A 22,402-nucleotide genomic window follows, 5' to 3' on the forward strand; every position below is an offset into this window, starting at 1 on the left:
CCGGAGGTTGGCATTGACCGGCCTCCGGATTTTTATTGCCGGACTTGGTCCTTGGATCAGGGCGATTAGCTCAGCTGGCAGAGCGGCTCGTTTACACCGAGTAGGTCGGCGGTTCGATCCCGTCATCGCCCACCAAATTCTTGAATTAAATCAAGTATTTGCCGAAAATCGACAGAATGGCCCGCCTTGTGCCACCGGATTGTGCCACCAAACGGCCTCCCAACAGTCGTTTTACCCTGTAGAATCAGACACTAAACACCCAACAGCCTGTGCCACCGGACTGTGCCACCAAAGTGCGCAGACAAGGGCTTCCAGACTGTTTGGCCATCGTCGGCCCTCAGCATCTTCAAAAACGACGGGGAAACCATCCATCTACGGTTCGTCGAGCCCGTCCGGGATGGTCGAAACAGATCGCCCCGGAAATGACCGGCGCATATCATTAGGACAAAAGCATGGGATGTTCGTCAGAGGTCGATCCTTCTATGTTCGATGGAAAATCCCCTCACGCCTTCAACCCATTGTCGGGCATTCGCACTTCGTCAGATCGTTGAAGACAGGACGGCGGGCCGATGCTGAGGCCGTGGATTTTGGCTTGTTCCTTTAGGTAGGTGCTTCACCTATAAGACGCGACAGGGCTTGTCAGGATCACATATATCAAATAATCATGATGTATGGATAAGAATCAATCAATCGCGGCCTTCGGGGCGCTCAGTCAGGAAACGCGTCTGGATGTCATACGCCTGCTCATACGGGCGGGCACAGAGGGCATGGCCGCAGGCGAGATCGGTGATCACCTTGGTGTAAGGCAGAACACCATGTCGGCCAACCTGTCGGTGCTGGCGCACGCTGGGCTGATCAAGTTCGTCCGAGAGGGGCGCAGCATCCGCTACTTCGCGGACTTCGACGGCATCAAGGGCTTGCTTACCTTCCTGCTCCGCGATTGCTGCGGCGGCAGGGCCGACCTGTGCCAGCCGCTATTGGATGAGATCGCCTGTGGCTGTTGAGACCTATAGCTTTGGTCGCAAACTGTTCGCGGAGGGGCTGGGCACCAGCTTGCTGCTGGCCACGGTCGTCGGGTCGGGCATCATGGCCCAGTCGCTATCAGGCGGTAATGTCGCCATCGCCCTGCTGTGTAATGCTATCGCTACAGGGGCAATCCTTGTCGTTCTGATCACCTTGCTTGGCCCGATTTCTGGCGCGCATTTCAACCCTGTTGTAACGCTCGTCTTCGCCCTGCGGCGAGAAATCTCTGCGCAGGCGTCTTTGGGGTATATCGGCGCACAGGTCTTAGCAGCGGCGCTTGGCGTCTGGCTGGCGCATATGATGTTTGGTGAGGACATCGTTCAGGTATCGGAGAAGGTGAGAACGGGTGCCCCACAGTGGCTCTCGGAAGGTATCGCCACCTTCGGCTTGGTCATAACCATCCTCGGCACGGTCAGATTCAGAGACAGCTTCGTTCCTGTGGCGGTCGGCCTCTACATCGTTGCCGCCTATTGGTTCACGGCGTCGACCTCGTTTGCCAACCCAGCTGTTACCCTTGCTCGAAGCCTATCCGACACCTTTGCGGGCATTCGCCCCCATGATGCGCCAGCGTTCGTGGCGGCGCAGATAGGTGGCGCGTTGGTCGCTTACGCCGTCTGTGCGTGGTTTCTGAAATCGAGAGAAGAACAATGTCTGTAACGATCTATCATAACCCTGACTGCGGGACGTCTCGCAATGTGCTGGCCCTTCTCGAAGCGGCGGGTTTTACGCCTGTGGTCGTCGAGTATCTACAGACGGGCTGGCAGCGGGAGCAGCTTGTCAGTCTGTTGGTGGCGGCAGGACTTACACCACGCACAGCCCTACGGGAAAGCAAGTCCCCCGCAAAGGAAATGGGCCTGCTCGATCTTGCCGTCAGCGATGAACGCCTATTGTTGGCAATGTTGGAATATCCTGTGCTGGTGAATCGTCCCATTGTCGTAACCGACAAGGGAACCAAGCTTTGCCGACCAAGCGAGACGGTCCTCGACCTGATCGAGCGTTTTCCTGCGGGGCCGTTCTACAAAGAAGACGGCGAGCTTCTGATCGATGCGAACGGCAACCGAGTAGGTTAATTCGTTGCCTTTTCCGCGTTGCGCTTGACGTTCTCGGCGGGCGGCTGGTCGCCCAGCTTGTCTGCTGCCTTGTCGACGCCCTGCGGTAGGGCCTCAATGGCGTCGGCGGCGCGTTCGGATCCCGAACGGTTATCCTGCATCATATAGACCGCTATGACCGCCAGAACGGCGATGAGCGCGACGCCCAGGATGATCGCCAGATTGTTGGAGCCGCCTTGACTTTGTTGTGCTGTGGCCATGGTAGGAATCCTTGTGGTTAAAAACACGATCCTAGCCCCTGGGCTGCAAAGCCTCAGTCGTCATGTGCCTCTGTAAGATAAACCGCGCAAAAAAAACGCCGCCCGGAGGGGGCGGCGTTTTTGACCCGAGGTACCGGGATCAGAACTGGAAGCGCGCGCGCAGCGACAGCGACACGTTCTCGTAAGCGTCCTGCTTCTCGTACTCGCCTTCGATGCCGAAATAGCTGTATTCGTTCGAGGCGGCGATGCGCAGACCGGCCACGGGGCCGCCGCCTTCGACGGTGCCACCGTGCAGGGTGAACGGCGTCTGGGTGCCGTAACGGGCGACGGTATCGCCGATTTCAACCGAGAAGTTGTTGCGGTAGCCGACCCACAGTTCCGGGCGGAAGAGGGCGTTCTTGTCCGAGCGGCCGATATTCAGGATCGCCGAACCGCTGAGGATGTGGCTGGTGCGTTCCTCGACAGACAGGTCAAAGGCGACGTCGCCGCCGGTTTCGGTGTGGGCGTCTTCCTTGAGGCCGTAGTAGTCGGCGCTGAGGAGCGGCGTGAGGCTCAGCCAGCCAGCTTCGAACCCGTAGGAGGCGCCGACGCTGCCCGAATAGCTGACGCCATTCCAGGTCGCCTCGTTACGGGAAATGAAGGTGCCTTCCAGAATCTGGCGGGTCGATTCGAGCTTGGTATAACCGGCACCGGCGCGGACCCAGCTCTTCAGCCCCGAACCCGTATCCAGACGCCAGTAGACGCCGAGGCTGAGGTCGGTGGCGGTCATGTCCTCTTCGGGCGAGGCAAAGGTGTCGGAAGGCGAGGCCGCGGTATAGCCCAGATAGAGGCCCGCCGCCTGAGTGGAGGTCAGGCCGCGCTCGACGCCGCCCGCAAAGGCAAAGCCGCGCGCGTCGAAGCCGGTGACTTCGGCGCGGTCGCGGGTAACCTGATAGCCATATTCCTGCAGCCAGTACTGGTTTTCGCCGGTCGGCGGGATGACTGACTGGCTGGCCAGGGTGCGGCTCAGGGCGTCATTGCCCTTGGCCAGGCTGAGGAGGGTTTCACCGGAATAGTCGGGCAGGAAGGAGAGGTAGGCCTTCTCGAATCCGGTTGCCGTGATCGGGTCGAGCAGGGCGTTGGTGGCTCCCGTGGACCCCTGGGCGGCGGTCATGATCGCATCGAAGGCGGCGAATTCGTTCGCCGTCAGGGTGGTTTCGCTCTGGGTCCGCAGACGGACGTCGGCGAACAGGCTGGTCTTGGCCGTGTCGGTCGACAAGGCCGCCTTGTACAGATACGGGATATTGGCGTCGAGGCTGGCCGTGTCGAGCGTGCCCAGCGTGATGCTGGAAGCGGTCAGCAGGGTGTAGCGCGTCGGTGCCTTGACGATCTTGGACATACCGATCTGCACCTTGGCGCCGGTTTCGAAGACCGCGGGCCCGGCGGAGACGAGCAGTGCCGTGCCCGGGGCGGTCGTATCCGGAATGAAGCGCAGCGTACCGTCCTTGCGAACGTTCAACTGGCTCAGGTTCAGTCGGGAACCGAGCGCCAGATTAAGGCTGCCGTTGACGATATCGAGATTGACCGTGCCACTGCCGGTCATCTTACCGGCGACAATGGCCTTGGTATTGATGGTCAGGCTGTTGGCACCACCCCCGAAATCGATATTGCCGAGGATAAAGCCGCCATTGATATTCAGGACATCCGCGCCGGAGCCCAGCAGGATGTCACCCGTAATGAACGGCGCGGCGACCGTATCGTCGTCCGGCTTGAGGTCGGTCTGGGTCAGGGTCAGGCCCAGCGTATTGCCGCGGGTATCGATGGCCACGGCGCGATTGGTCGAGGTATCGATCACGCCGTCTCCGTCATCGTCGGTGGCGGTGAGCGAGGCCGAGATGTTCCCGGTATTGGTCACCCGCGCCAGCAGGTTCGACGCGTCGAAAATCGCCGTGGCGTTGGATTTGGACCCTATGCCCGCGGCCTGAACCGAACCGGCGATATTGAGTTCGGGCACATTGGCTCCGGTCCCGATATAGATGCCGTAGGCCGTCTGGTTGGTCTTGGAGGCCGCGGTACCCTTCACGAGACCTGAGACGTTGAACTTCGCGGCCTGAGTGCCCGACAGCAGGCTGACGGCGCGGTTTTCTGCCAGATAAGAAGACGAGGAGACCGATCCTGCGATCAGAATGCCGTTTTCGAACAGGACCGTACGACCGAGGCCGCCGGTTTCGATTGCCTTGGCGGCGATGCCGTCCAGCACGCCAGCCGACGTCACCGAACCCCGGACGACGAGGCCGAACTTCTGATCCTTGTACAGATCCGTCGCGGTCGAGGCGATGTTGATGGCGTTAAGCGTGATATCCTGCGTCGCCGACCCGATCCTGAGCGCGGCGGCACCACCGAACTGGCTCAGGGAGGCCGCACCGTCGAGCGTATCGTCGATGCCGTTGCCGTCTTCGTCATTGTTCGGCGTGGTGACGGTCGCGGCATCCGTATTGGTGATGGCGGACTGGATCAGAAGGCCCTGGGTGATGTTCGAGGCGATATTGATCAGAGGCCCGGCCTGAAGCTTGTCTTCGGCTTGCAGCTTGTCCAGCGTCGCCTGATCCGGGATGGATGTGAGACGGTAACCGCTGCCGGCGATCGTGCCGTCGATGATCACGGCGCCGTTGACGCCCCCGGTGAGGTTCAGGGCCGTGGCGCCTTCGCCCAGCACGCCGACCGAACCCCCGATGATCAGACGACCGGTAACCGCATTCTCGAACGAGAAGCCGCGGGCATTGTTGCCGACGACGGTCAGACTGCCCTTGTGGGTCAGGTTACCGGTGAGGGCGTTTTCAAAGCGGACCCCATAAGAATTATTACCCTCGACCAGAATGACACTGCCGGTCGTCGTCGTGGTGGCGGCCAGGAAGTCGATATTACCGACATAGGGCGTGGTGCCGGCCGAACGGAAGGCATAACGGCCCGTGCCGGTGGCGAAAGCGCCGTCGGTGATTCCGTCCACTGGGCTGTCGGTATCGGTGGGCGTATAGTCGTCGGTGACGGTAATCTTGCCGGAGACCGACACGCTGCCGGTGCGACCGCCGTCGACATAGATGGCGGTCGCATTATCGCCGGACGCCGACATGTCGATGGCACCGGCCATGGTCAGCTTGTTATTGGAATCGATCGTCACCGCACGGGCGTTGGCGTCCTTGAGCGTAATCGTGCCGGCCGAGGTAATATTGATATCGTCGGCCGTCCCGCCGGTGCCGATGGTGGCCGTGCGTACCGGCGTCGTGGTCGCGGTCGTGATGCTGGTTTCGGCCTGAGCCTGCGCCCCGAGGGCGACGGCCATGACGAGGCCGAGGGCAGTGGCGTTAAACAGATGAGATTTGCGCATAGGTTCGCTTTCGCTCGTCGTTTGAAATTTTCAGACAGACCATCCGGCGCCAAAATCAGACGCCGCACCTGCCCCCATAATAAATAACGCGGCAAAGCTCTGGGGTTCGCCCCAAAGGTCGTCACGTGTCCGTGGCGACTTTTCCGGATGAATATGGGCGATTCTATGTCACATCCGACATGCGGCCGCCCAAAACGCTCGTCCTTACCCTGCCAATATTTCAGGACAGACTTACACGCAAACGCACGACCTTGCCTATGGCAAAGTTAACGCAGATGACGAAATTCAGAGAGAAAAGAGGGAAATGCGAGGCCACCTGAAGAGCGTATCATTCAAGTGGCGCGAGTGACGGGGCTCGAACCCGCGACCTTCGGCGTGACAGGCCGACACTCTAACCAACTGAGCTACACCCGCATTCCATAATGATTATCAAGTTTTGCGAGGCCACCTGAGGACTGGACGTCTCTGCAAGTGGCGCGAGTGACGGGGCTCGAACCCGCGACCTTCGGCGTGACAGGCCGACACTCTAACCAACTGAGCTACACCCGCAAACTTGAATTTTTCCTCTGCAGCAAAGCGTTTAAGGCGCTTCGTGAAGAGGTGGGCTTGATAGTGCGGGGCAGGGGCGGGTGTCAAGCGTGATGTTTCTAAAAAACGTCAAAAACCGATTTGCCTGTGGACGAGCGGGAATGATTTGCGAGTGCTTCGCAATTGCTATAATTTCTGATACAATTTTATCATTTCCCACGTTTTCTTTGTTTCTAGTGTTTGAAGCTTGGCCCGAGGTGGTCTAATAGGCACTCATTGAGTCTGCCGTCCGCTTTGCCCTTCGCGGTGCAATATGGCGTATGGCGCGTACTAAAAGTGAGGTCGCACCCGTGGAAGCCCTGCTTATAAAATATCTGCCGATCATCATATTCTTCGGCATCGCACTCGTTCTGGGCCTCGGCTTCATCGTCGCCGCGCTGGTTCTGGCCCCCAAGGCGCCTGACACCGAAAAGCTGTCGGCCTATGAGTGCGGTTTCAACGCCTTCGACAGCGCCCGTCAGAAATTCGACGTACGATTCTACCTCGTCTCGATCCTGTTCATCATCTTCGATCTCGAAGTGGCGTTCCTCTTCCCGTGGGCGGTGTCGATGTTCGACCTGCCGCAGGCGGGGATGCAGTTCGCCTTCTGGTCGATGATGGTCTTCCTCGGCGTCCTGACCGTAGGCTTTATATATGAGTGGAACAAAGGAGCCCTGGAATGGGAATAATTCTTCCTGGCCAGACGGACGTAACGGCTTACGGCCAAGCGGGCCGCAGCACCGTCGAAGGGTACGACCCCAAAGTCCACGACAAGTTTTTCGAAGCCGTCTCCACCGAACTGAACGACAAGGGTTTTCTCGTCGCTTCGGCTGATGACGTCATCACTTGGGCGCGCACCGGCTCGCTGATGTGGATGACCTTCGGTCTGGCCTGTTGCGCTGTCGAAATGATGCAGGCCTCGATGCCGCGCTACGATATGGAGCGCTTCGGCATGGCCCCGCGCGCCTCACCGCGCCAGTCGGACCTGATGATCGTCGCCGGCACCCTGACCAACAAGATGGCGCCGGCTTTGCGCAAGGTCTATGACCAGATGCCGGACCCGCGCTACGTCCTGTCGATGGGGTCGTGCGCCAATGGCGGCGGCTATTATCACTATAGCTACAGCGTCGTGCGCGGTTGCGACCGCGTCGTGCCGGTCGATGTCTATGTGCCGGGCTGCCCGCCGTCGGCCGAGGCCCTGTTGTACGGTCTGCTTCAGCTTCAGAAGAAGATCCGCCGCAACGGCACGATCCGTCGCTAAGGGAGTTTCAGAATGTCCGAAGAAAAACTCCTCAAGATTGCCGAGCAGGCGAAGTCCGATTTCAAGGAAGGCCTCATTGAGACCATCTTTGCGTTTGGTGAACTGACGCTGGTCGTTGAGCGTGAGCGCATTGTCGAGGTGCTGACCAAGCTGCGCGCCGAGCCCTATCGCTTCCATCAGCTGATCGACCTGTGCGGTGCCGACTATCCCAAGCGGGCCCGTCGCTTCGATGTCGTCTATCACCTGCTGTCGCTGACCCAGAATGTGCGCCTGCGCGTCAAGGTCATGACCGACGAAGTGGTGCCGGTGCCCACCGTGCGCGACGTCTATCCGAACGCTGACTGGTACGAGCGCGAAGCCTTCGACATGTACGGCATGCTGTTTTCGGGCCAGCCCGATCTGCGCCGCATCCTGACGGACTATGGCTTCGAAGGCCATCCGCTGCGCAAGGACTTCCCGATGACCGGCCATGTCGAGGTCCGTTATGACGAAGAACAAAAACGCGTCGTTTATGAACCGGTGAAGCTGACGCAGGAATACCGTCGTTTCGATTTCCTCTCGCCGTGGGAAGGCGCGCAATACGTGCTGCCGGGCGATGAAAAGGCGAAGGCATAGTATCATGGCTGATGAACTGAAAAACCCGATGGCCTCCTTTGTCGATGCGAAGACCGGTGCCGTATTCGACGATGTCGAGGCGCGCTCCAGCTTCGATGACCGCAAATTCACCATCAATTTCGGCCCGCAGCACCCGGCGGCGCACGGCGTTCTGCGTCTGGTGCTCGACCTCGACGGCGAAATCGTCGAGCGCGTTGATCCGCATATCGGCCTGCTGCATCGCGGTACCGAAAAGCTGATGGAATACCGCACCTATCTGCAGAACACGCCCTATTTCGACCGCCTCGACTACGTGGCGCCGATGAATCAGGAGCACGCTTTCTGTCTGGCGATCGAGCGTCTGCTCGGTCTCGAAGTGCCCAAGCGCGCCCAGCTGATCCGCGTCCTGTTCTCGGAAGTCGGTCGCATCCTGTCGCACCTGCTCAACATCACGACCCAGGCCATGGACGTCGGCGCGCTGACGCCGCCGCTGTGGGGCTTCGAAGAGCGCGAAAAACTGATGGTGTTTTATGAACGCGCCTGCGGGGCGCGTCTGCACGCCAACTATTTCCGTCCGGGCGGCGTCCATCAGGACCTGACGCCGGAACTGATCGAAGACATGATCACCTGGTGCAAGGAATTCCCGCGCGCCCTGGCTGACATCGAATCGCTCGTTACGGAAAACCGCATCTTCAAGCAGCGCAACGTCGATATCGGCCTTGTGACCAAGCAGCAGGCCTATGACTGGGGCTTCACCGGCGTCATGATTCGCGGGTCGGGCGTGCCTTGGGATCTGCGCAAGTCGCAGCCTTACGAGTGCTACGACGAGCTCGATTTCGAGATCGTTCTGGGCAAGAACGGCGACTGCTGGGACCGTTACCTGTGCCGCGTCGAGGAAATGCGCATCGCCGCCGACCTCATGCTGCAGTGCCTTGAAAAGCTGAAAGTCACGCCGGGCGAAGTGCTGGCCGCCGACCACAAGGTCACGCCGCCGCGCCGCGCCGAGATGAAGAACTCGATGGAAGCGCTGATCCATCACTTCAAGCTCTATACCGAAGGCTTCAAGACGCCGCCGGGCGAGGTCTATGCCGCCGTCGAAGCACCGAAGGGCGAATTCGGCGTCTATCTGGTCTCGGACGGCACCAACAAGCCCTACCGCTGCAAGATCCGCGCGCCGGGCTTTGCCCACCTGCAGGCGATGGACTGGATGAACCGCGGCCACATGCTGGCTGATGTCTCGGCGATCCTCGGCTCGCTCGACATCGTGTTCGGCGAGGTCGATCGATGAACCCCGACTTCCCGCACGATGCGGCGCATCTGGCGCCCTATATGATGGTGGTGATGCCGCTGATCGTCGGTTCGACGATTATCGCCGCCATCATTCTCGTGCGCTGGCTGATGAGCAAGTCGGCCTGGAATTTCCATCCGGGCGGGGCCAATGGCTTCCTGTACGATGAGTTCCTGCGTCTGGGGGCGATCTTCATCCCCTATATGCTGATCGGCGTGGCCCTTCGCTGGTACATCTATGTTATGCACCCCGAGCTGTCGCATTCGCCGGCCCTGATCGGCGCTCTGGTGGTGATCTTTATCATGCGCCGCTTTTCGCGCTACATTCCGTTCGTGCGCGATGCGGGCAACCGGATCGACGCTGCTCGTGCGGCCTGTAAGGCGGGGAGGGCCGCATAATGCAAACCTGGCAATCCTTTCTGCTCGTCATCGTCTTCCTGACGGTTGCCATCGGCCTGCGCTACATGCTGGGTCGCGCCGCATTTGCCTTCCATCCGGACGGCGCCACGGGGTACCTCAGGGACCTTCTGCTGGAAACCGCCGTGTCCTATGTGCCGCTGCTGGTGATCATTTTCGGCGTGAAACTCTATATCGATGCCAACCCGCAGCAGGCGGAATCGCCGCTGGTCTTTGCGTCGATCGGCATTGCCGTGGTGTCCATGCTGCTGGCCAAGCGCTTGCCGCTGGTCAAGGCGGCCTCGACGCGCATGATGAAGGCGCGTCACGACCGTTGGGAGGCTCTGAAACAATGAGCCGCTTAAATAAAAACTATTTCGTACCCCAGATGAGAGAGGCCTGAGATGTCCGTTCGCCGTCTCGCCGCCGTTCAGCCGGAAAGCTTTACCTTCAAGCCTGAAACGCTTGAAAAGGCTAACTGGTGGATTGCCAAATACCCAGACTCCCGCCGTCAGTCGGCGGTCATTCCGATCCTGTGGCTGGTTCAGAAGCAGGAAGGCTGGGTCAGTGAGCCCGCCATCACGGCCATCGCCAAGATGCTCGGTATGCCGCAGATTCGCGTCTATGAGGTCGCGACCTTCTACACCATGTTCATGCTTGAGCCGGTAGGCTCCGCGGCGCTGATTCAGGTGTGCGGCACGACCCCGTGCCAATTGCGTGGCTCCGAAGCCCTGATGAAGGTGTGCAAGGACAAGATCGGCCCGAAGGACAAGCTTTCGGCGGACGGCAAGTTCTACTGGCAGGAAGTCGAATGCCTTGGTGCCTGCACCAATGCCCCAATGGCGCAGATCAACGACTATTTCTACGAAGACCTGACGCCGGATAATCTGGCCCAGATCATCGACGATTTCGCCGCCGGCAAGACACCGAAGACGGGGCCGTACAATGGCCGTTTCACGTCCGAACCTCTGGGTGGCGCGACCAGCCTGACCGATCCGTCGCTGTTCGACGGCTCGCTGGCCAAGCCGATTAAGATTCCGAACGCTCCCGAAGCGGAGAAAGCGTAATGGTTGGTATTCTCGAAGACAAAGACCGGATTTTCACGAACCTCTACGGCTTCCACGACTGGGGCCTCGAAGGCGCGAAGCAACGCGGCGCGTGGAATGCGACGAAGGACATCCTGTCCTACGGGCGCGACTGGATCATCACCAACGTCAAGAACTCCGGCCTGCGCGGTCGCGGTGGTGCGGGTTTCTCGACCGGCCTGAAGTGGTCCTTCATGCCGAAGGAAGTCAAGGATCGCCCACACTATCTGGTTGTGAACGCCGACGAATCCGAACCCGGCACCTGCAAAGACCGCGAAATCATGCGCCACGATCCGCATCTGCTGATCGAAGGCTGCCTGATCGCGTCGTTCGCTATGCAGGCCCATGCCTGTTACGTCTATCTGCGCGGCGAATACGTTTTCGAGCGCGAGCGCCTGGAAGCCGCGATCAAGCAGGCCTATGAGGCCAAGCTGGTCGGCAAAAACAATATCCACGGCTGGGACTTCGACATCTACGTTCACCACGGTGGCGGGGCCTATATCTGCGGCGAAGAAACCGCGCTGCTGGAATCGCTGGAGGGCAAGAAGGGCCAGCCGCGCTTGAAGCCGCCGTTCCCGGCTGGGGCCGGTCTTTATGGCTGCCCGACGACCGTCAATAACGTGGAATCGATTGCTGTCGTCGGCACGATCCTGCGTCGCGGCGCGCAGTGGTTCGCGGGCTTCGGCGCGCCGAACAATGCCGGGACCAAGCTGTTCTGCATTTCCGGCCACGTTGAAAAGCCGTGCAATATCGAAGAAGCCATGTCGATCCCGTTCCGCCAGCTGGTCGAAGACCATTGTGGTGGTATTCGCGGTGGCTGGGGTAATCTCAAGGCCATCATCCCCGGCGGCTCGTCGGTGCCGATGATCCCGGCGGAACAGTGCGAAAACCTGGCCATGGACTTTGACACCCTACGCGGTCTGGGGTCCGGCCTGGGCACAGCGGCGGTCATCGTCATGGACAAGTCGACCGATCTTATCAAGGCCATCGCGCGCCTCAGCTACTTCTACAAGCACGAGTCCTGCGGCCAGTGCACGCCGTGCCGCGAAGGCACCGGCTGGATGTGGCGCGTCATGGAGCGCATGGTCACCGGCGACGCCGATCCGAAGGAAATCGACACGCTGCTGGAAGTCACGAAGCAGGTCGAAGGCCACACCATCTGCGCGCTCGGCGACGCGGCGGCCTGGCCGATTCAGGGCCTGATCCGTCACTTCCGTCACGAGATCGAGGATCGCATCACGCTTTACCGTTCGTCGAAGTCCAACTTCGCCGGGCACACCATCGCGGCGGAGTAGGGGACACACATGCGGGGCAAGGTTCTGTCTTTCGACAACTATACCGGTCAGGGTCTGATCAGCGGTGATGACAGCGTGCGTTACAGCTTTTCTCAGGCCGATCTGATGGGCGGCGCGCGGTCGGTTGCGGCCGGAACGACGGTCGATTTCGAAGGCAGCGACGGCATTGCCCGCAGCGTCTACGTGCTTCACACCGGTCTGGCTGACAAGAACAAGTGGATTGCCGCGCTGCTGACCTTCTTCTTCGGGGTCTTCGGTATCCACAAGTTCTACCTCGGCAAGACCAATGCCGGCATCATCATGCTGATCTGCGGCACGATCGGCTGGATCTTGGTCATTCCGGGTCTGGCGGTCGCGTTCATCTCGTTCGTCGAGCTGATTATCTACCTGTTCAAGTCCGAACAGCAATTCCACGACGACTACGTCGCCGGGGATAAGAGCTGGTTCTAATAGCCCGCTGTTTCGGAACACTTTTTTACGTATGAGGTTTGAGGCACATGCCGATAGCTAAAGTCAATGGGGTCGAGGTCGAGTTTGAACCCGGCATGACCGTGCTTCAGGTGGCGGAACTGGCGGGCGAAGAAATTCCCCGTTTCTGTTACCATGAGCGCCTGTCGATCGCGGGCAACTGCCGCATGTGCCTTGTCGAGGTGAAGCCGGGACCGCCGAAGCCGCAAGCTTCGTGTGCCTTGCCCGCCGCCGACGGTCAGGAAATCTTCACCAACACGCCAATGGTCAAGAAGGCCCGCGAAGGCGTGATGGAGTTCCTGCTCATCAACCACCCGCTCGATTGCCCGATCTGCGATCAGGGCGGTGAATGCGACCTTCAGGATCAGGCCATGGGCTATGGCCGCGACGGTTCCCGCTATCAGGAGAACAAGCGCGCGGTCGAAGAAAAGCACCTCGGGCCTACGATCAAGACCTATATGACGCGCTGTATCCAGTGCACGCGCTGTGTCCGCTTCTCGACCGAAGTCGCCGGTGTGACCGAGATGGGCATGATTTCGCGCGGTGAAGGCGCTGAGATCACCTCCTATCTGGAACAGGCCGTGTCGTCGGAACTGTCGGGCAATCTGAACGATCTGTGCCCGGTCGGTGCCCTGACGCACAAGCCGTGGTCGTTCAACTACCGCCCGTGGGAACTGACCAAGACCGAAACCATCGACGTGATGGACGCGCTGGGCGCGCATATCCGCATCGACAATCGCGGCGCCGCCGTGCTGCGCGCCCTGCCGCGTCTCAAGGAAGACCTCAACGAAGAATGGCTGTCGGACAAGTCGCGCTACGCCGTTGACGGTCTGGGCCGTCAGCGTCTCGACAAACCTTATGTCCGTAAAGGCGGCAGCCTGACCCCGGCCTCGTGGGACGAGGCTCTGAATGCAGTGGCTGGCAAATTGCAAGCGATAACTGCCGAGAAGATCGGCGTCATCGCCGGTGACCTTCAGGACGCCGAAAGCCTCAAAGCCGCGAAGGATCTGTTCACGTCTCTGGGTGTCAAGAACCTCGACTGTCGTCAGCATGGCGAGCAGTTCGGCCCGGTCTCGGCCAATACGCCGCGCGAATCGTGGCTGTTCAATACCGGCGTTGCGGCGCTGGAAGAGGCCGACGTCATTCTGTTGGTCGGCACCAATCTGCGTCTGGAAGCGCCGCTGATCAATGCGCGCATCCGTAAGGCCTGGCTCAAGGGGCAGGTACAGATCGGCGTCATCGGTGAAGCCTACGACCTGACCTATGATTACGAACACTTGGGTTCCGACGCCAAGGCGCTGAAAGACATCAAGAAAGGCGCGTTCCGCGACCTCTTGAAGAACGCCAAGAAGCCCGCCGTTCTGGTCGGCACCGGTCCGCTGTCGGGTGAAGACGGTGCCGCCGTTCTCAGCCTGATCGCGTCGGAAGTTCTGGCACCTTATAACGTGGTGCGCGAAGACTGGAACGGCTTCAACATCGTCCATCAGGCCGCAGGCCGCGTGGCCGGTCTCGACATGGGCTTCGTGCCGGGCGAGGGTGGTCTCGATACGCGTGGTATCCTGAACGGCAAGCTCGATGTTGTGGTCCTGATCGGGGCCGACGAAATCGACACCAGCGGCCTCAAGGACTCGTTCGTGGTCTATGTCGGCTCGCACGGTGACGCCGGGGCTTCGGTCGCCGATGTCATCCTGCCGGGGGCTGCCTATACCGAAAAGTCGGGCATGTACGTCAACCTCGAAGGCCGGGTCCAGATCGCTGAACGCGCGGTCTTCCCGAAGGGCGAGGCCAAGGAGGACTGGTCGATCTTCCGCGCCCTGTCGTCCAAGCTGGGCCAGACCCTGCCGTACGACAGCCTGTCGGATCTGCGTCGCGCCCTGATCACCGATCACCCGACCTTCGGCCGCGTCGACGCCAAGCCGGTAGCGAAAGCGTTCGATGTGACCACCCTTGGCGTCAAGGGCGAGATTAAAGACGGCCTTTTGGCCTCCAATATCAAGGACTTCTATCTGACCAACCCGATTGCGCGGGCCTCGGTGGCCATGGCGGAAATTTCGGCGGTCCGGTCGACGCCTTTGAGTCTGGCGGCGGAGTAAGAGAATGACTGAACCTTCTTTCTGGGCTGGCCCGTGGGGCTGGACGATCATCACCATCGGCCAATCCGCCGCCGTCATCATGGGCGTCATGATTTCGCTGGCCTTCCTCCTGTGGGGTGACCGCAAGGTGTGGGCCGGCGTGCAGATGCGCAAGGGCCCGAACGTCGTCGGTCCGTTCGGTCTGATGCAGTCCTTCGCCGACTTCCTGAAGTTCGTGCTGAAGGAAGTCATCATTCCCGCCGGTGCCGACAAGACCGTCTTCCTGATCGCGCCGCTGCTGACCTTTATCCTCGCCTTCATGTCGTGGGCGGTCATCCCGTTCGCGCCGGGCTGGGTCGTGTCGGATATCAATGTCGGCATCCTCTACCTGTTCGCCATCTCGTCACTCGGTGTCTACGGCATCATCATGGGCGGCTGGGCGTCCAACTCGAAATATCCGTTTCTCGGCGCGCTGCGCTCGGCGGCGCAGATGGTGTCCTACGAAGTCTCGCTCGGCTTCATCATCATCACCGTCGTCCTGCTGACCGGTTCGATGAACCTGTCGGACATCGTCAACGCGCAGGCGGGCGGTTTCTGGAACTGGAACTTCCTCGGCGGCGGCGGGCTGCTCGGCCTTGGTATCATCAAGCTGCCGATCATGCTCGGCATGATGGTCATGTTCTATATCTCGGCCCTAGCCGAAACCAATCGTCCGCCGTTCGATCTGCCCGAAGCGGAATCGGAACTGGTTGCCGGTTATCAGGTCGAATATTCCTCGACGCCGTACCTGCTGTTCATGATCGGTGAATACGCCAACATCGTCCTGATGTGCGCCATGATCACCATCCTGTTCTTCGGTGGCTGGCAGTCGCCGATCCCAATGGACTCGATCGTCCCGCAGGGTTCGCTGGCCTACATCCTGATCAGCCTGGGCTGGTTCATCCTGAAGGTGGTGTTCTGGTTCATCATGTTCGCGCTGGCCAAGGCCATCGTCCCCCGCTACCGCTACGATCAGTTGATGCGTCTGGGCTGGAAAGTCTTCCTGCCGCTGTCGCTGGTGGCTGTGGTCCTGATTGCGGCCTACCGCGTTTTCGGAGGTAACCTCGTATGATCGCCCGTCTCGTTCAGGCCGCCAAGGGCGCATTGCTGCTCGACTTCGTCGGGGCCACCGGCCTTGCGCTGAAATATATGATGAAGCCCAAGGCGACCATCAACTATCCGTTCGAAAAAGGCCCAATCTCGCCGCGTTTCCGCGGTGAACACGCGCTGCGCCGCTATGCGAACGGCGAAGAGCGCTGCATCGCCTGCAAGCTGTGCGAAGCCATCTGCCCGGCTCAGGCTATCACCATCGAAGCCGAACCGCGTGACGACGGCAGCCGCCGTACGACGCGCTACGACATCGACATGGTGAAGTGCATCTATTGCGGTCTGTGTCAGGAAGCCTGCCCGGTCGACGCCATCGTCGAAGGGCCGAATTTCGAATTCGCCACCGATACGCGCGAAGAACTGTACTACGACAAGCAACGGCTTCTGGCCAACGGCGACCGCTGGGAACGCGAAATCGCCCGTTCGCTGGAGCTGGACGCACCGTACCGTTAATATCCACCGATTCCGTAAGGTTAAAGCTTGCGGGATCACGGTTTGAAGGGGTAGGGAGCGATCCCGAACCCAGAGTAACTAAAGGGGCGGAGGTCCCGATCATGTTGGCAATTGCCTTTTACATAATGGCGGCAGTGACCGTTCTGTCCGGAGCGCTGGTGATCACCGCGCGCAACCCGGTGCACTCGGTGCTGTTCCTGATCCTCGCCTTTTTCTCGGCGGCGGGCCTGTTCGTCCTCATGGGGGCCGAGTTCCTCGCCATGCTGCTGGTCGTCGTCTATGTCGGCGCCGTCGCGGTGCTGTTCCTTTTCGTGGTGATGATGCTTGATGTCGACTTCGTCAAGCTGCGTCAGGGCTTCGCCAACTACCTGCCGATCGGTGCGGTCGTCGGTGTGCTGCTTCTGACCGAGCTGATCATGATCGCTATCGCCATTGCCGATCGCGGCGCGGCGGCCGGGCAATCGCCGCAGGTCTACGGCCCGGAAATGTCGAACATCGAAGCCATCGGTCGCGTCCTCTATACGGACTACGTCTATCTCTTCCAGGCCTCGGGCCTCGTGCTTCTGGTCGCCATGATCGGGGCCATCGTGCTGACGCTTCAGCACCGCGTCCACGTCAAGCGTCAGGACATTCACACGCAGGTCACGCGTCGTCGTAAGAATGCGGTCGAAATCGTGCAGGTCAAAACCGGCGAAGGAATCAAGGAATGACTATCGGTCTTGCCCACTATCTGGTCGTGTCGGCCATTCTTTTCACAATCGGCGTCTTCGGCATCTTCGTGAACCGCCGCAACATCATCATCATCCTGATGTCGATCGAACTGATCCTTCTGGCGGTCAATATCAACTTCGTCGCCTTCTCGACGCACCTGCATAATGTGCAGGGGCAGATCATGGCGATGTTCGTCCTCACCGTCGCCGCGGCCGAAGCCGCCGTCGGTCTGGCTATTCTCGTTACCTTCTTCCGTAACCGCGGCGACATCGAAGTCGATGACGCGAGCATGATGAAGGGCTAAGGAAATCATGCAAACTCTGGTTACGATCCTTGTACTTGCGCCCATCGTCGGCGCGCTGATCGCGGGCCTGTTCGGTCGCAAGATCGGCAATATCGCCTCTCAGGCGGTGACGACGGGCCTTCTGTTCCTGTCCTGCGCCCTGTCGTGGTACGTCTTCTCTCAGCACACGTGGGGCGGCCTTGAATCCTTTACGGTCAAGCTGCTCGACTTCATCAATATTGGCACCTTCCATTCGGCGTGGTCCATCCGCATCGACGCCCTGTCGGCGACCATGCTGATCGTGGTGACCAGCGTGTCGTCGCTGGTCCACCTGTATAGCTGGGGCTATATGGCCGAGGATCCGTCGCGTCCGCGCTTCTTCGCCTATCTGTCGCTGTTTACCTTCGCCATGCTGATGCTGGTGACGGCTGCCGACTTCATGCAGCTGTTCTTCGGCTGGGAAGGGGTGGGCCTTGCGTCTTACCTGCTGATCGGTTTCTGGTTCCAGAAGGACAGTGCGTCCTCGGCTGCCATCAAGGCCTTCGTTGTCAACCGCGTCGGTGACTTCGGCTTCGCGCTGGGCATCATGACGGTCTACTGGATGTTCGGCACGATCAACTTCCACGAACTGTTCCCGCTGATCGCCGCCAAGGCCGGGACGACGTGGACTTTCATTGGTTACGAATGGTCGGCGCTCGATCTGGCCGCCTTCCTGCTGTTCATCGGCGCGATGGGTAAGTCGGCGCAGTTCTTCCTGCACACCTGGCTGCCGGACGCCATGGAAGGCCCGACGCCCGTGTCGGCCCTGATCCACGCGGCGACCATGGTCACCGCCGGCGTCTATATGGTCTGTCTGCTGTCGCCGCTGTTCGAATATGCCCCGGTCGCTAAGACCATCGTCACCTATATCGGTGCGATTACCGCCATCTTCGCAGCCTCGATCGGCTTCACGCAGAACGACATCAAGCGCGTCATCGCCTTCTCGACCTGTTCCCAGCTCGGTTACATGTTCTTCGCCGCCGGTGTCGGTGCTTACGAAGCCGCCATGTTCCACCTGTTCACGCACGCCTTCTTCAAGGCGCTGCTGTTCCTGGGGGCCGGTTCGGTCATCCACGGCATGCACCACGAACAGGACATGCGTAAGATGGGCGGTCTGGCCAAGTATCTGCCGATCACCTATGCCTGTATGACCATCGGCACCATCGCCATCACCGGCCTGGGTATCCCGCACACGCAAATCGGTTTCGCCGGGTTCTTCTCGAAGGACACCATTATCGAAACCGCATGGGCCGCGTCCAACACGCCGCAAGGCATGTTCGCCTTCTGCATCGGTATTCTGGCCGCGCTGCTGACTGCCTTCTATTCGTGGCGTCTGGCCTTCATGACCTTCCATGGCAAGAAGATCTGGGAACACGCCCACGACGATCACCACGCCTCGCACGGTCACGATGATCATGCCGCTCATGGTCATGACGACCACGCGCACGATGATCATGGCCCCAAAGACAAAGAGGGCCATGACGACCATCACCATGCCCATACGCCGCACGAAAGCCCGTGGGTTATGCTGGTGCCGCTGATCGTCCTGTCAGTCGGTGCGGTCGCCGCTGGTTTCGTTTTCGCGCCTTATTTCGTCGGCGATCACGCCCACGACTTCTGGGGCCACGCTATCCAGCACGGTCCGCACAACCACGTCCTGCACGAGGCGCACCACATCAAGGAAGAATGGGTCAAGTGGGCACCGCTGGTTGTCACCCTGCTCGGCACGCTCGGCGCGGTCTATTTCTACCTGCTCAAGCCAGCCCTGCCGAAGGCTATGGCGGCGCAAAAGGGCCCGCTCTATACCTTCCTGTATAACAAGTGGTTCTTCGACGAGATCTATCAGGCCACCTTCGTCAAGGGTTCGAAGGCTCTGGGCGACCTGTTCTGGAAGGTGCTCGATGTGAAAATCATCGATAACCTCGGCCCGAACGGGGCGGCCTGGACCGCGCTCAAGTCGGCGCAAAAGCTGGTCCGCACCCAGACGGGCTACGTCTATCACTACGCTTTCGTCATGTTCCTCGGCATCGCGGGTCTTTTGACCTGGGTCGTCTTCTTCATGGCGAAATAGGGGAGAGAAAGTTTAAATGTCACCGGTAATCCCCAATCTTCTGAGTATCATCACCTTCCTGCCTCTGGTCGGTGCGCTGGCGATCCTCGGCGTCAAGTGGGCGTCCCGCAAGGACGACACGACGGTCATCGAGCGTAACGCCAAGTGGATCGCGCTGTGGACGACTCTGGCCACGCTGGCGCTTAATGTCGTGCTGCTGACCGGCTTCGACCGTGCCTCGACCGATTATCAGTTCGTCGAAAAGATCCAGTGGTTCAGCTTCCTCAGCTACCATATGGGCGTTGACGGCATTTCGGTCCTGTTCGTCGCCCTGACGGCGCTTTTAATGCCTTTGTGTATTCTGGCGTCGTGGGAGTCGGTCAAGACGCGCGTTGTCGAATATATGATCGCCTTCCTCGTGTTGGAAACGCTGGTCATCGGCGTATTCACCTCGCTCGACCTGTTCCTGTTCTACGTCTTCTTCGAAGGCGGTCTGGTCCCGATGTTCCTCATCATCGGTATCTGGGGCGGCAAGGACCGTATCTACGCGGCCTACAAGTTCTTCCTCTATACCCTGTTGGGGTCCGTCCTGATGCTGGCGGCCATGCTGTACATGGTCGGCGTAGCGGGCACGTCTGACATCCCGACTCTGTCGACCTTCAAGTTTGCCGAAGCGGCCCAGTCGTGGCTGTGGTTTGCCTTCTTTGCCTCGTTCGCGGTGAAGATGCCGATGTGGCCGGTCCACACCTGGCTGCCGGACGCCCACGTTCAGGCCCCGACGGCGGGTTCGGTCATGCTGGCCGGTATCCTCCTGAAGCTCGGTGGCTACGGTTTCATCCGCTTCAACCTGCCGATGTTCCCGCTGGCGTCGGAAATGTTCACGCCGTTCGTCCTGACCCTGTCGGTCATCGCCATCGTCGTGACCTCGCTGATCGCCTTCCGCCAGACCGACATCAAGAAGCTGATCGCCTATTCGTCGGTCGCTCACATGGGCTTCGTGACCATGGGCATCTTCGCCGGCAATCAGGCGGGTGTGCAGGGCGCAGTCTATCAGATGATCTCGCACGGCTTTATTTCCGGCGCGCTCTTCCTCTGCGTCGGTGTGGTCTATGACCGATGGCATACGCGTGAAATCGCCTTCTACGGCGGTCTGACCAAGCTGATGCCGCATTTCGCCTTCGTCTTCCTGCTGTTCACCATGGCCAATGTCGGCCTGCCGGGGACGTCGGGCTTTGTCGGGGAAATCCTGACAATGACAGGTCTGTATCAGGCTTCGACGTGGGCGGCTCTGGTGGCGGCTCTGGGTGTCATCCTCTCGGCCATGTATGCTCTGACCCTGTTCAAGAAGGTCATGTACGGCGAAGTGACCAACGAGGCCCTGAAAGGCCATCCGGACCTGACGCTTCGCGAGAAGATCATCTTCGCGCCCCTGATCGCGGGGACGCTGCTGCTGGGTATCTATCCGGCTTTTGTTTTCGACTTTACCACCGCCAGCGTGGACGCCGTTGTCGCGACGTACCGTGCTGTAATCGGCGGATAGGAGCGCCCTCGCTATGGATTTGTCATCGGCTCTTCATCTGGCCATTCCCGAACTGATCCTTGCCGTGTCGACGCTCGGCATTCTGGTCTACGGGGCGCTGCGCGGCGATAAGTCGGCCGGCACGGTGGCGGCGCTTTGCGGCGTGGCCCTGATCGCGGCGGCCTTCGCGGCGGCCTTCGGCGGCCACGGCAAGGTGTTCAACGGCTCCTTCATCGCCGACGGCGTGGCGCTCTACGCCAAGGTGTTCATCTATATCGCTTCGGCCCTGATCATCGTTCTGGGGCGCGGCTATTTCGAGCGGCTCAACAATAACCGTTTCGAATTCCCGATCCTCGTCGTGCTGGCCACGCTCGGCATGAGCATGATGGTGTCGGCGGGCGACCTGATCGCGCTCTATGTCGGTCTGGAACTGCAATCCCTGTCGCTGTACATCCTCGCAGCTTTCCGCCGCGACGACGCCAAGGGTTCGGAAGCCGGTCTGAAATACTTCGTTCTGGGCGCGCTGTCGTCGGGTCTGCTGCTTTACGGTGCGTCGCTGGTCTACGGCTTCACGGGTTCGATGAATTTCGACGCCATTGCCGCGGCGGCGCAAGCCAATCCTCAGGTCGGCCTGATCTTCGGTCTGGTGTTCCTGATCTCCGGTCTGGCCTTTAAGGTCTCGGCCGCGCCGTTCCACATGTGGACGCCGGACGTCTACGAAGGCGCGCCGACCCCGGTCGTGGCCTTCTTCGCCGGTGCGCCCAAGTTTGCGGCACTGGTCCTGCTGGCACGCACGCTGAATGATGGATTTGCCGGTCTGCATGAGCAGTGGTCACAGGTCATGCTGGCTCTGGCGACGCTCTCGTTCATCGTCGGCGGCCTCGGCGGCCTGATGCAGAAAGATATCAAGCGCCTGCTGGCCTATTCGTCGATCGCCAATATGGGCTACGCTCTATTGGCCATGGCGACGGGTACGGCGCAGGGCGTTCAGGCGCTGCTGCTGTTCATGGTGCTGTACACGGTCGATACGCTGGGCTTCTTCTCGGTCCAGATGGCCTTGAGCCGCAAGGGTGTCGCCGTCACCAAGATCGAAGAGCTGGCCGGGCTGTCGAAGGTCAATGTGAAACTGACCATCGTTATTACCGTTCTGTGTCTGTCGGTGCTGGGTATGCCGCCGTTCTCGGGCTTCTGGGGCAAGTTCTTCGTCTTCGGTGCGGCTCTGGACGCCGGATACTGGGGCTTTGCGGTCGCCGGTCTGGTGGCGTCGGTCATCGGTGCCTTCTACTATCTGCGCATCATCAAGCTGATGTGGTTCGATGGCGACAAGGGCGAGATCGACAAATCGCCGTTCGAAGCCAAGTGGATCGCCTATGCGGCCGCGGCCTTTTCGTTCCCGGTGGCGATGGTGGCTCTGGCCTGGCTTTATCCGCTGGCGGCCAATGCCGTCAAAAGCTTCGGCCTGAACTGAGCCTGTTGATTA

Annotated in this window: 23 protein-coding genes and 3 tRNA genes; 22 read left to right on the forward strand and 4 right to left on the reverse strand. The window is 60.1% G+C overall.

Going from position 1 to position 22,402, the window contains the following annotated elements:
* Window positions 1–59 precede the first annotated feature (59 nt).
* The 5 genes from PQU92_RS00515 (at window position 60) to arsC (ending at window position 2,093) form a co-directional block, all read left to right on the forward strand.
* Window positions 60–135, forward strand: a tRNA-Val gene (locus PQU92_RS00515).
* Window positions 136–457: 322 nt separating this feature from the next.
* On the forward strand, window positions 458–604 hold the full coding sequence (locus PQU92_RS18815) for a DUF6538 domain-containing protein (protein WP_368407091.1): 147 nt from the start codon (window positions 458–460) through the stop codon (window positions 602–604).
* 67 nt (window positions 605–671) lie between these two features.
* Window positions 672–1,004, forward strand: a complete 333-nt coding sequence (locus PQU92_RS00520) for an ArsR/SmtB family transcription factor (protein ID WP_272746267.1) — start codon at window positions 672–674, stop codon at window positions 1,002–1,004.
* Complete coding sequence (locus PQU92_RS00525) at window positions 994–1,680, forward strand: aquaporin (protein WP_272746268.1); 687 nt, start codon at window positions 994–996, stop codon at window positions 1,678–1,680. The genes PQU92_RS00520 and PQU92_RS00525 overlap by 11 nt, the downstream gene beginning before the upstream one ends.
* Entirely contained in the window at window positions 1,671–2,093 is a 423-nt protein-coding gene (gene arsC, locus PQU92_RS00530) for an arsenate reductase (glutaredoxin) (protein WP_272746269.1), read from the forward strand. Before PQU92_RS00525 ends, arsC begins: the two co-directional genes overlap by 10 nt.
* On the opposite strand, the gene PQU92_RS00535 is transcribed toward arsC, so the two are convergent.
* The 4 genes from PQU92_RS00535 to PQU92_RS00550 all read right to left on the reverse strand — a co-directional run bounded on the left by PQU92_RS00535 (window position 2,090) and on the right by PQU92_RS00550 (window position 6,245).
* Window positions 2,090–2,332: a hypothetical protein gene (locus tag PQU92_RS00535; RefSeq protein ID WP_272746271.1), complete on the reverse strand. Its 243-nt coding sequence runs from the start codon at window positions 2,330–2,332 to the stop codon at window positions 2,090–2,092. The genes arsC and PQU92_RS00535 overlap by 4 nt on opposite strands.
* Window positions 2,333–2,471: 139 nt before the next feature.
* Window positions 2,472–5,696 carry an autotransporter outer membrane beta-barrel domain-containing protein gene (locus PQU92_RS00540; RefSeq protein ID WP_272746272.1) on the reverse strand — a complete coding sequence of 1,075 codons (3,225 nt, stop codon included), beginning with the start codon at window positions 5,694–5,696 and terminating at the stop codon, window positions 2,472–2,474.
* Between the two features lie 337 nt (window positions 5,697–6,033).
* Window positions 6,034–6,110 (reverse strand) — tRNA-Asp (locus PQU92_RS00545).
* A gap of 58 nt (window positions 6,111–6,168) precedes the next feature.
* Window positions 6,169–6,245 (reverse strand) — tRNA-Asp (locus PQU92_RS00550).
* A 299-nt stretch (window positions 6,246–6,544) separates the two neighbouring features.
* Here PQU92_RS00550 and PQU92_RS00555 point away from each other — a divergent pair.
* The 17 genes from PQU92_RS00555 to nuoN all read left to right on the forward strand — a co-directional run bounded on the left by PQU92_RS00555 (window position 6,545) and on the right by nuoN (window position 22,390).
* Window positions 6,545–6,952, forward strand: coding sequence for an NADH-quinone oxidoreductase subunit A (locus PQU92_RS00555; RefSeq protein ID WP_303657250.1), 408 nt, complete (start codon window positions 6,545–6,547; stop codon window positions 6,950–6,952).
* The gene (locus PQU92_RS00560) at window positions 6,943–7,524 is read left to right on the forward strand and encodes a NuoB/complex I 20 kDa subunit family protein (protein ID WP_023463905.1); all 582 of its coding nucleotides are present in this window, start codon (window positions 6,943–6,945) and stop codon (window positions 7,522–7,524) included. Before PQU92_RS00555 ends, PQU92_RS00560 begins: the two co-directional genes overlap by 10 nt.
* Window positions 7,525–7,536: 12 nt before the next feature.
* Window positions 7,537–8,139 carry an NADH-quinone oxidoreductase subunit C gene (locus tag PQU92_RS00565; protein ID WP_272746274.1) on the forward strand — a complete coding sequence of 201 codons (603 nt, stop codon included), beginning with the start codon at window positions 7,537–7,539 and terminating at the stop codon, window positions 8,137–8,139.
* Between the two features lie 4 nt (window positions 8,140–8,143).
* Complete coding sequence (locus PQU92_RS00570; RefSeq protein WP_272746276.1) at window positions 8,144–9,406, forward strand: NADH-quinone oxidoreductase subunit D; 1,263 nt, start codon at window positions 8,144–8,146, stop codon at window positions 9,404–9,406.
* The gene (locus tag PQU92_RS00575) at window positions 9,403–9,804 is read left to right on the forward strand and encodes a hypothetical protein (protein WP_272746277.1); all 402 of its coding nucleotides are present in this window, start codon (window positions 9,403–9,405) and stop codon (window positions 9,802–9,804) included. Before PQU92_RS00570 ends, PQU92_RS00575 begins: the two co-directional genes overlap by 4 nt.
* Entirely contained in the window at window positions 9,804–10,157 is a 354-nt protein-coding gene (locus PQU92_RS00580; protein WP_272746278.1) for a hypothetical protein, read from the forward strand. Before PQU92_RS00575 ends, PQU92_RS00580 begins: the two co-directional genes overlap by 1 nt.
* A 48-nt stretch (window positions 10,158–10,205) precedes the next feature.
* Window positions 10,206–10,868 (forward strand): NADH-quinone oxidoreductase subunit NuoE, encoded by a 663-nt coding sequence (gene nuoE, locus PQU92_RS00585; protein WP_272746279.1) that lies wholly within the window; start codon window positions 10,206–10,208, stop codon window positions 10,866–10,868.
* Window positions 10,868–12,181, forward strand: coding sequence for an NADH-quinone oxidoreductase subunit NuoF (nuoF, locus tag PQU92_RS00590; protein ID WP_272746280.1), 1,314 nt, complete (start codon window positions 10,868–10,870; stop codon window positions 12,179–12,181). Before nuoE ends, nuoF begins: the two co-directional genes overlap by 1 nt.
* Window positions 12,182–12,190: 9 nt before the next feature.
* Window positions 12,191–12,631 carry a TM2 domain-containing protein gene (locus PQU92_RS00595; protein ID WP_272746281.1) on the forward strand — a complete coding sequence of 147 codons (441 nt, stop codon included), beginning with the start codon at window positions 12,191–12,193 and terminating at the stop codon, window positions 12,629–12,631.
* Between the two features lie 47 nt (window positions 12,632–12,678).
* Complete coding sequence (gene nuoG, locus PQU92_RS00600; RefSeq protein WP_272746282.1) at window positions 12,679–14,742, forward strand: NADH-quinone oxidoreductase subunit NuoG; 2,064 nt, start codon at window positions 12,679–12,681, stop codon at window positions 14,740–14,742.
* 4 nt (window positions 14,743–14,746) lie between these two features.
* A complete protein-coding gene (gene nuoH / locus PQU92_RS00605; RefSeq protein ID WP_272746283.1) occupies window positions 14,747–15,832 on the forward strand; it encodes an NADH-quinone oxidoreductase subunit NuoH in 1,086 nt (361 codons plus the stop codon).
* A complete protein-coding gene (gene nuoI, locus PQU92_RS00610) occupies window positions 15,829–16,320 on the forward strand; it encodes an NADH-quinone oxidoreductase subunit NuoI (RefSeq protein ID WP_272746284.1) in 492 nt (163 codons plus the stop codon). The genes nuoH and nuoI overlap by 4 nt, the downstream gene beginning before the upstream one ends.
* A 101-nt stretch (window positions 16,321–16,421) precedes the next feature.
* Window positions 16,422–17,030: an NADH-quinone oxidoreductase subunit J gene (locus tag PQU92_RS00615; RefSeq protein ID WP_272746285.1), complete on the forward strand. Its 609-nt coding sequence runs from the start codon at window positions 16,422–16,424 to the stop codon at window positions 17,028–17,030.
* Window positions 17,027–17,335, forward strand: coding sequence for an NADH-quinone oxidoreductase subunit NuoK (gene nuoK / locus PQU92_RS00620; RefSeq protein ID WP_023463917.1), 309 nt, complete (start codon window positions 17,027–17,029; stop codon window positions 17,333–17,335). Before PQU92_RS00615 ends, nuoK begins: the two co-directional genes overlap by 4 nt.
* A 7-nt stretch (window positions 17,336–17,342) precedes the next feature.
* Window positions 17,343–19,424, forward strand: a complete 2,082-nt coding sequence (nuoL, locus tag PQU92_RS00625; protein ID WP_272746286.1) for an NADH-quinone oxidoreductase subunit L — start codon at window positions 17,343–17,345, stop codon at window positions 19,422–19,424.
* Between the two features lie 16 nt (window positions 19,425–19,440).
* Window positions 19,441–20,943, forward strand: coding sequence for an NADH-quinone oxidoreductase subunit M (locus PQU92_RS00630; protein ID WP_272746287.1), 1,503 nt, complete (start codon window positions 19,441–19,443; stop codon window positions 20,941–20,943).
* A gap of 13 nt (window positions 20,944–20,956) precedes the next feature.
* Window positions 20,957–22,390, forward strand: coding sequence for an NADH-quinone oxidoreductase subunit NuoN (nuoN, locus tag PQU92_RS00635; RefSeq protein WP_272746288.1), 1,434 nt, complete (start codon window positions 20,957–20,959; stop codon window positions 22,388–22,390).
* Window positions 22,391–22,402: the final 12 nt, after the last annotated feature.

The sequence above is a fragment of the Asticcacaulis aquaticus genome (genome assembly GCF_028550415.1).
Taxonomy (GTDB): domain Bacteria; phylum Pseudomonadota; class Alphaproteobacteria; order Caulobacterales; family Caulobacteraceae; genus Asticcacaulis; species Asticcacaulis aquaticus.

Coding starts and splice junctions, on each gene's coding strand:
- PQU92_RS18815 (WP_368407091.1), top strand. CDS start 458: ATGTTCGTCAGAGGTCGATCCTTCTATGTTCGATGGAAAATCCCCTCA.
- PQU92_RS00520 (WP_272746267.1), top strand. CDS start 672: ATGGATAAGAATCAATCAATCGCGGCCTTCGGGGCGCTCAGTCAGGAA.
- arsC (WP_272746269.1), top strand. CDS start 1,671: ATGTCTGTAACGATCTATCATAACCCTGACTGCGGGACGTCTCGCAAT.
- PQU92_RS00535 (WP_272746271.1), bottom strand. CDS start 2,332: ATGGCCACAGCACAACAAAGTCAAGGCGGCTCCAACAATCTGGCGATC.
- PQU92_RS00540 (WP_272746272.1), bottom strand. CDS start 5,696: ATGCGCAAATCTCATCTGTTTAACGCCACTGCCCTCGGCCTCGTCATG.
- PQU92_RS00555 (WP_303657250.1), top strand. CDS start 6,545: ATGGCGCGTACTAAAAGTGAGGTCGCACCCGTGGAAGCCCTGCTTATA.
- PQU92_RS00560 (WP_023463905.1), top strand. CDS start 6,943: ATGGGAATAATTCTTCCTGGCCAGACGGACGTAACGGCTTACGGCCAA.
- PQU92_RS00565 (WP_272746274.1), top strand. CDS start 7,537: ATGTCCGAAGAAAAACTCCTCAAGATTGCCGAGCAGGCGAAGTCCGAT.
- PQU92_RS00570 (WP_272746276.1), top strand. CDS start 8,144: ATGGCTGATGAACTGAAAAACCCGATGGCCTCCTTTGTCGATGCGAAG.
- PQU92_RS00575 (WP_272746277.1), top strand. CDS start 9,403: ATGAACCCCGACTTCCCGCACGATGCGGCGCATCTGGCGCCCTATATG.
- PQU92_RS00580 (WP_272746278.1), top strand. CDS start 9,804: ATGCAAACCTGGCAATCCTTTCTGCTCGTCATCGTCTTCCTGACGGTT.
- nuoE (WP_272746279.1), top strand. CDS start 10,206: ATGTCCGTTCGCCGTCTCGCCGCCGTTCAGCCGGAAAGCTTTACCTTC.
- nuoF (WP_272746280.1), top strand. CDS start 10,868: ATGGTTGGTATTCTCGAAGACAAAGACCGGATTTTCACGAACCTCTAC.
- PQU92_RS00595 (WP_272746281.1), top strand. CDS start 12,191: ATGCGGGGCAAGGTTCTGTCTTTCGACAACTATACCGGTCAGGGTCTG.
- nuoG (WP_272746282.1), top strand. CDS start 12,679: ATGCCGATAGCTAAAGTCAATGGGGTCGAGGTCGAGTTTGAACCCGGC.
- nuoH (WP_272746283.1), top strand. CDS start 14,747: ATGACTGAACCTTCTTTCTGGGCTGGCCCGTGGGGCTGGACGATCATC.
- nuoI (WP_272746284.1), top strand. CDS start 15,829: ATGATCGCCCGTCTCGTTCAGGCCGCCAAGGGCGCATTGCTGCTCGAC.
- PQU92_RS00615 (WP_272746285.1), top strand. CDS start 16,422: ATGTTGGCAATTGCCTTTTACATAATGGCGGCAGTGACCGTTCTGTCC.
- nuoK (WP_023463917.1), top strand. CDS start 17,027: ATGACTATCGGTCTTGCCCACTATCTGGTCGTGTCGGCCATTCTTTTC.
- nuoL (WP_272746286.1), top strand. CDS start 17,343: ATGCAAACTCTGGTTACGATCCTTGTACTTGCGCCCATCGTCGGCGCG.
- PQU92_RS00630 (WP_272746287.1), top strand. CDS start 19,441: ATGTCACCGGTAATCCCCAATCTTCTGAGTATCATCACCTTCCTGCCT.
- nuoN (WP_272746288.1), top strand. CDS start 20,957: ATGGATTTGTCATCGGCTCTTCATCTGGCCATTCCCGAACTGATCCTT.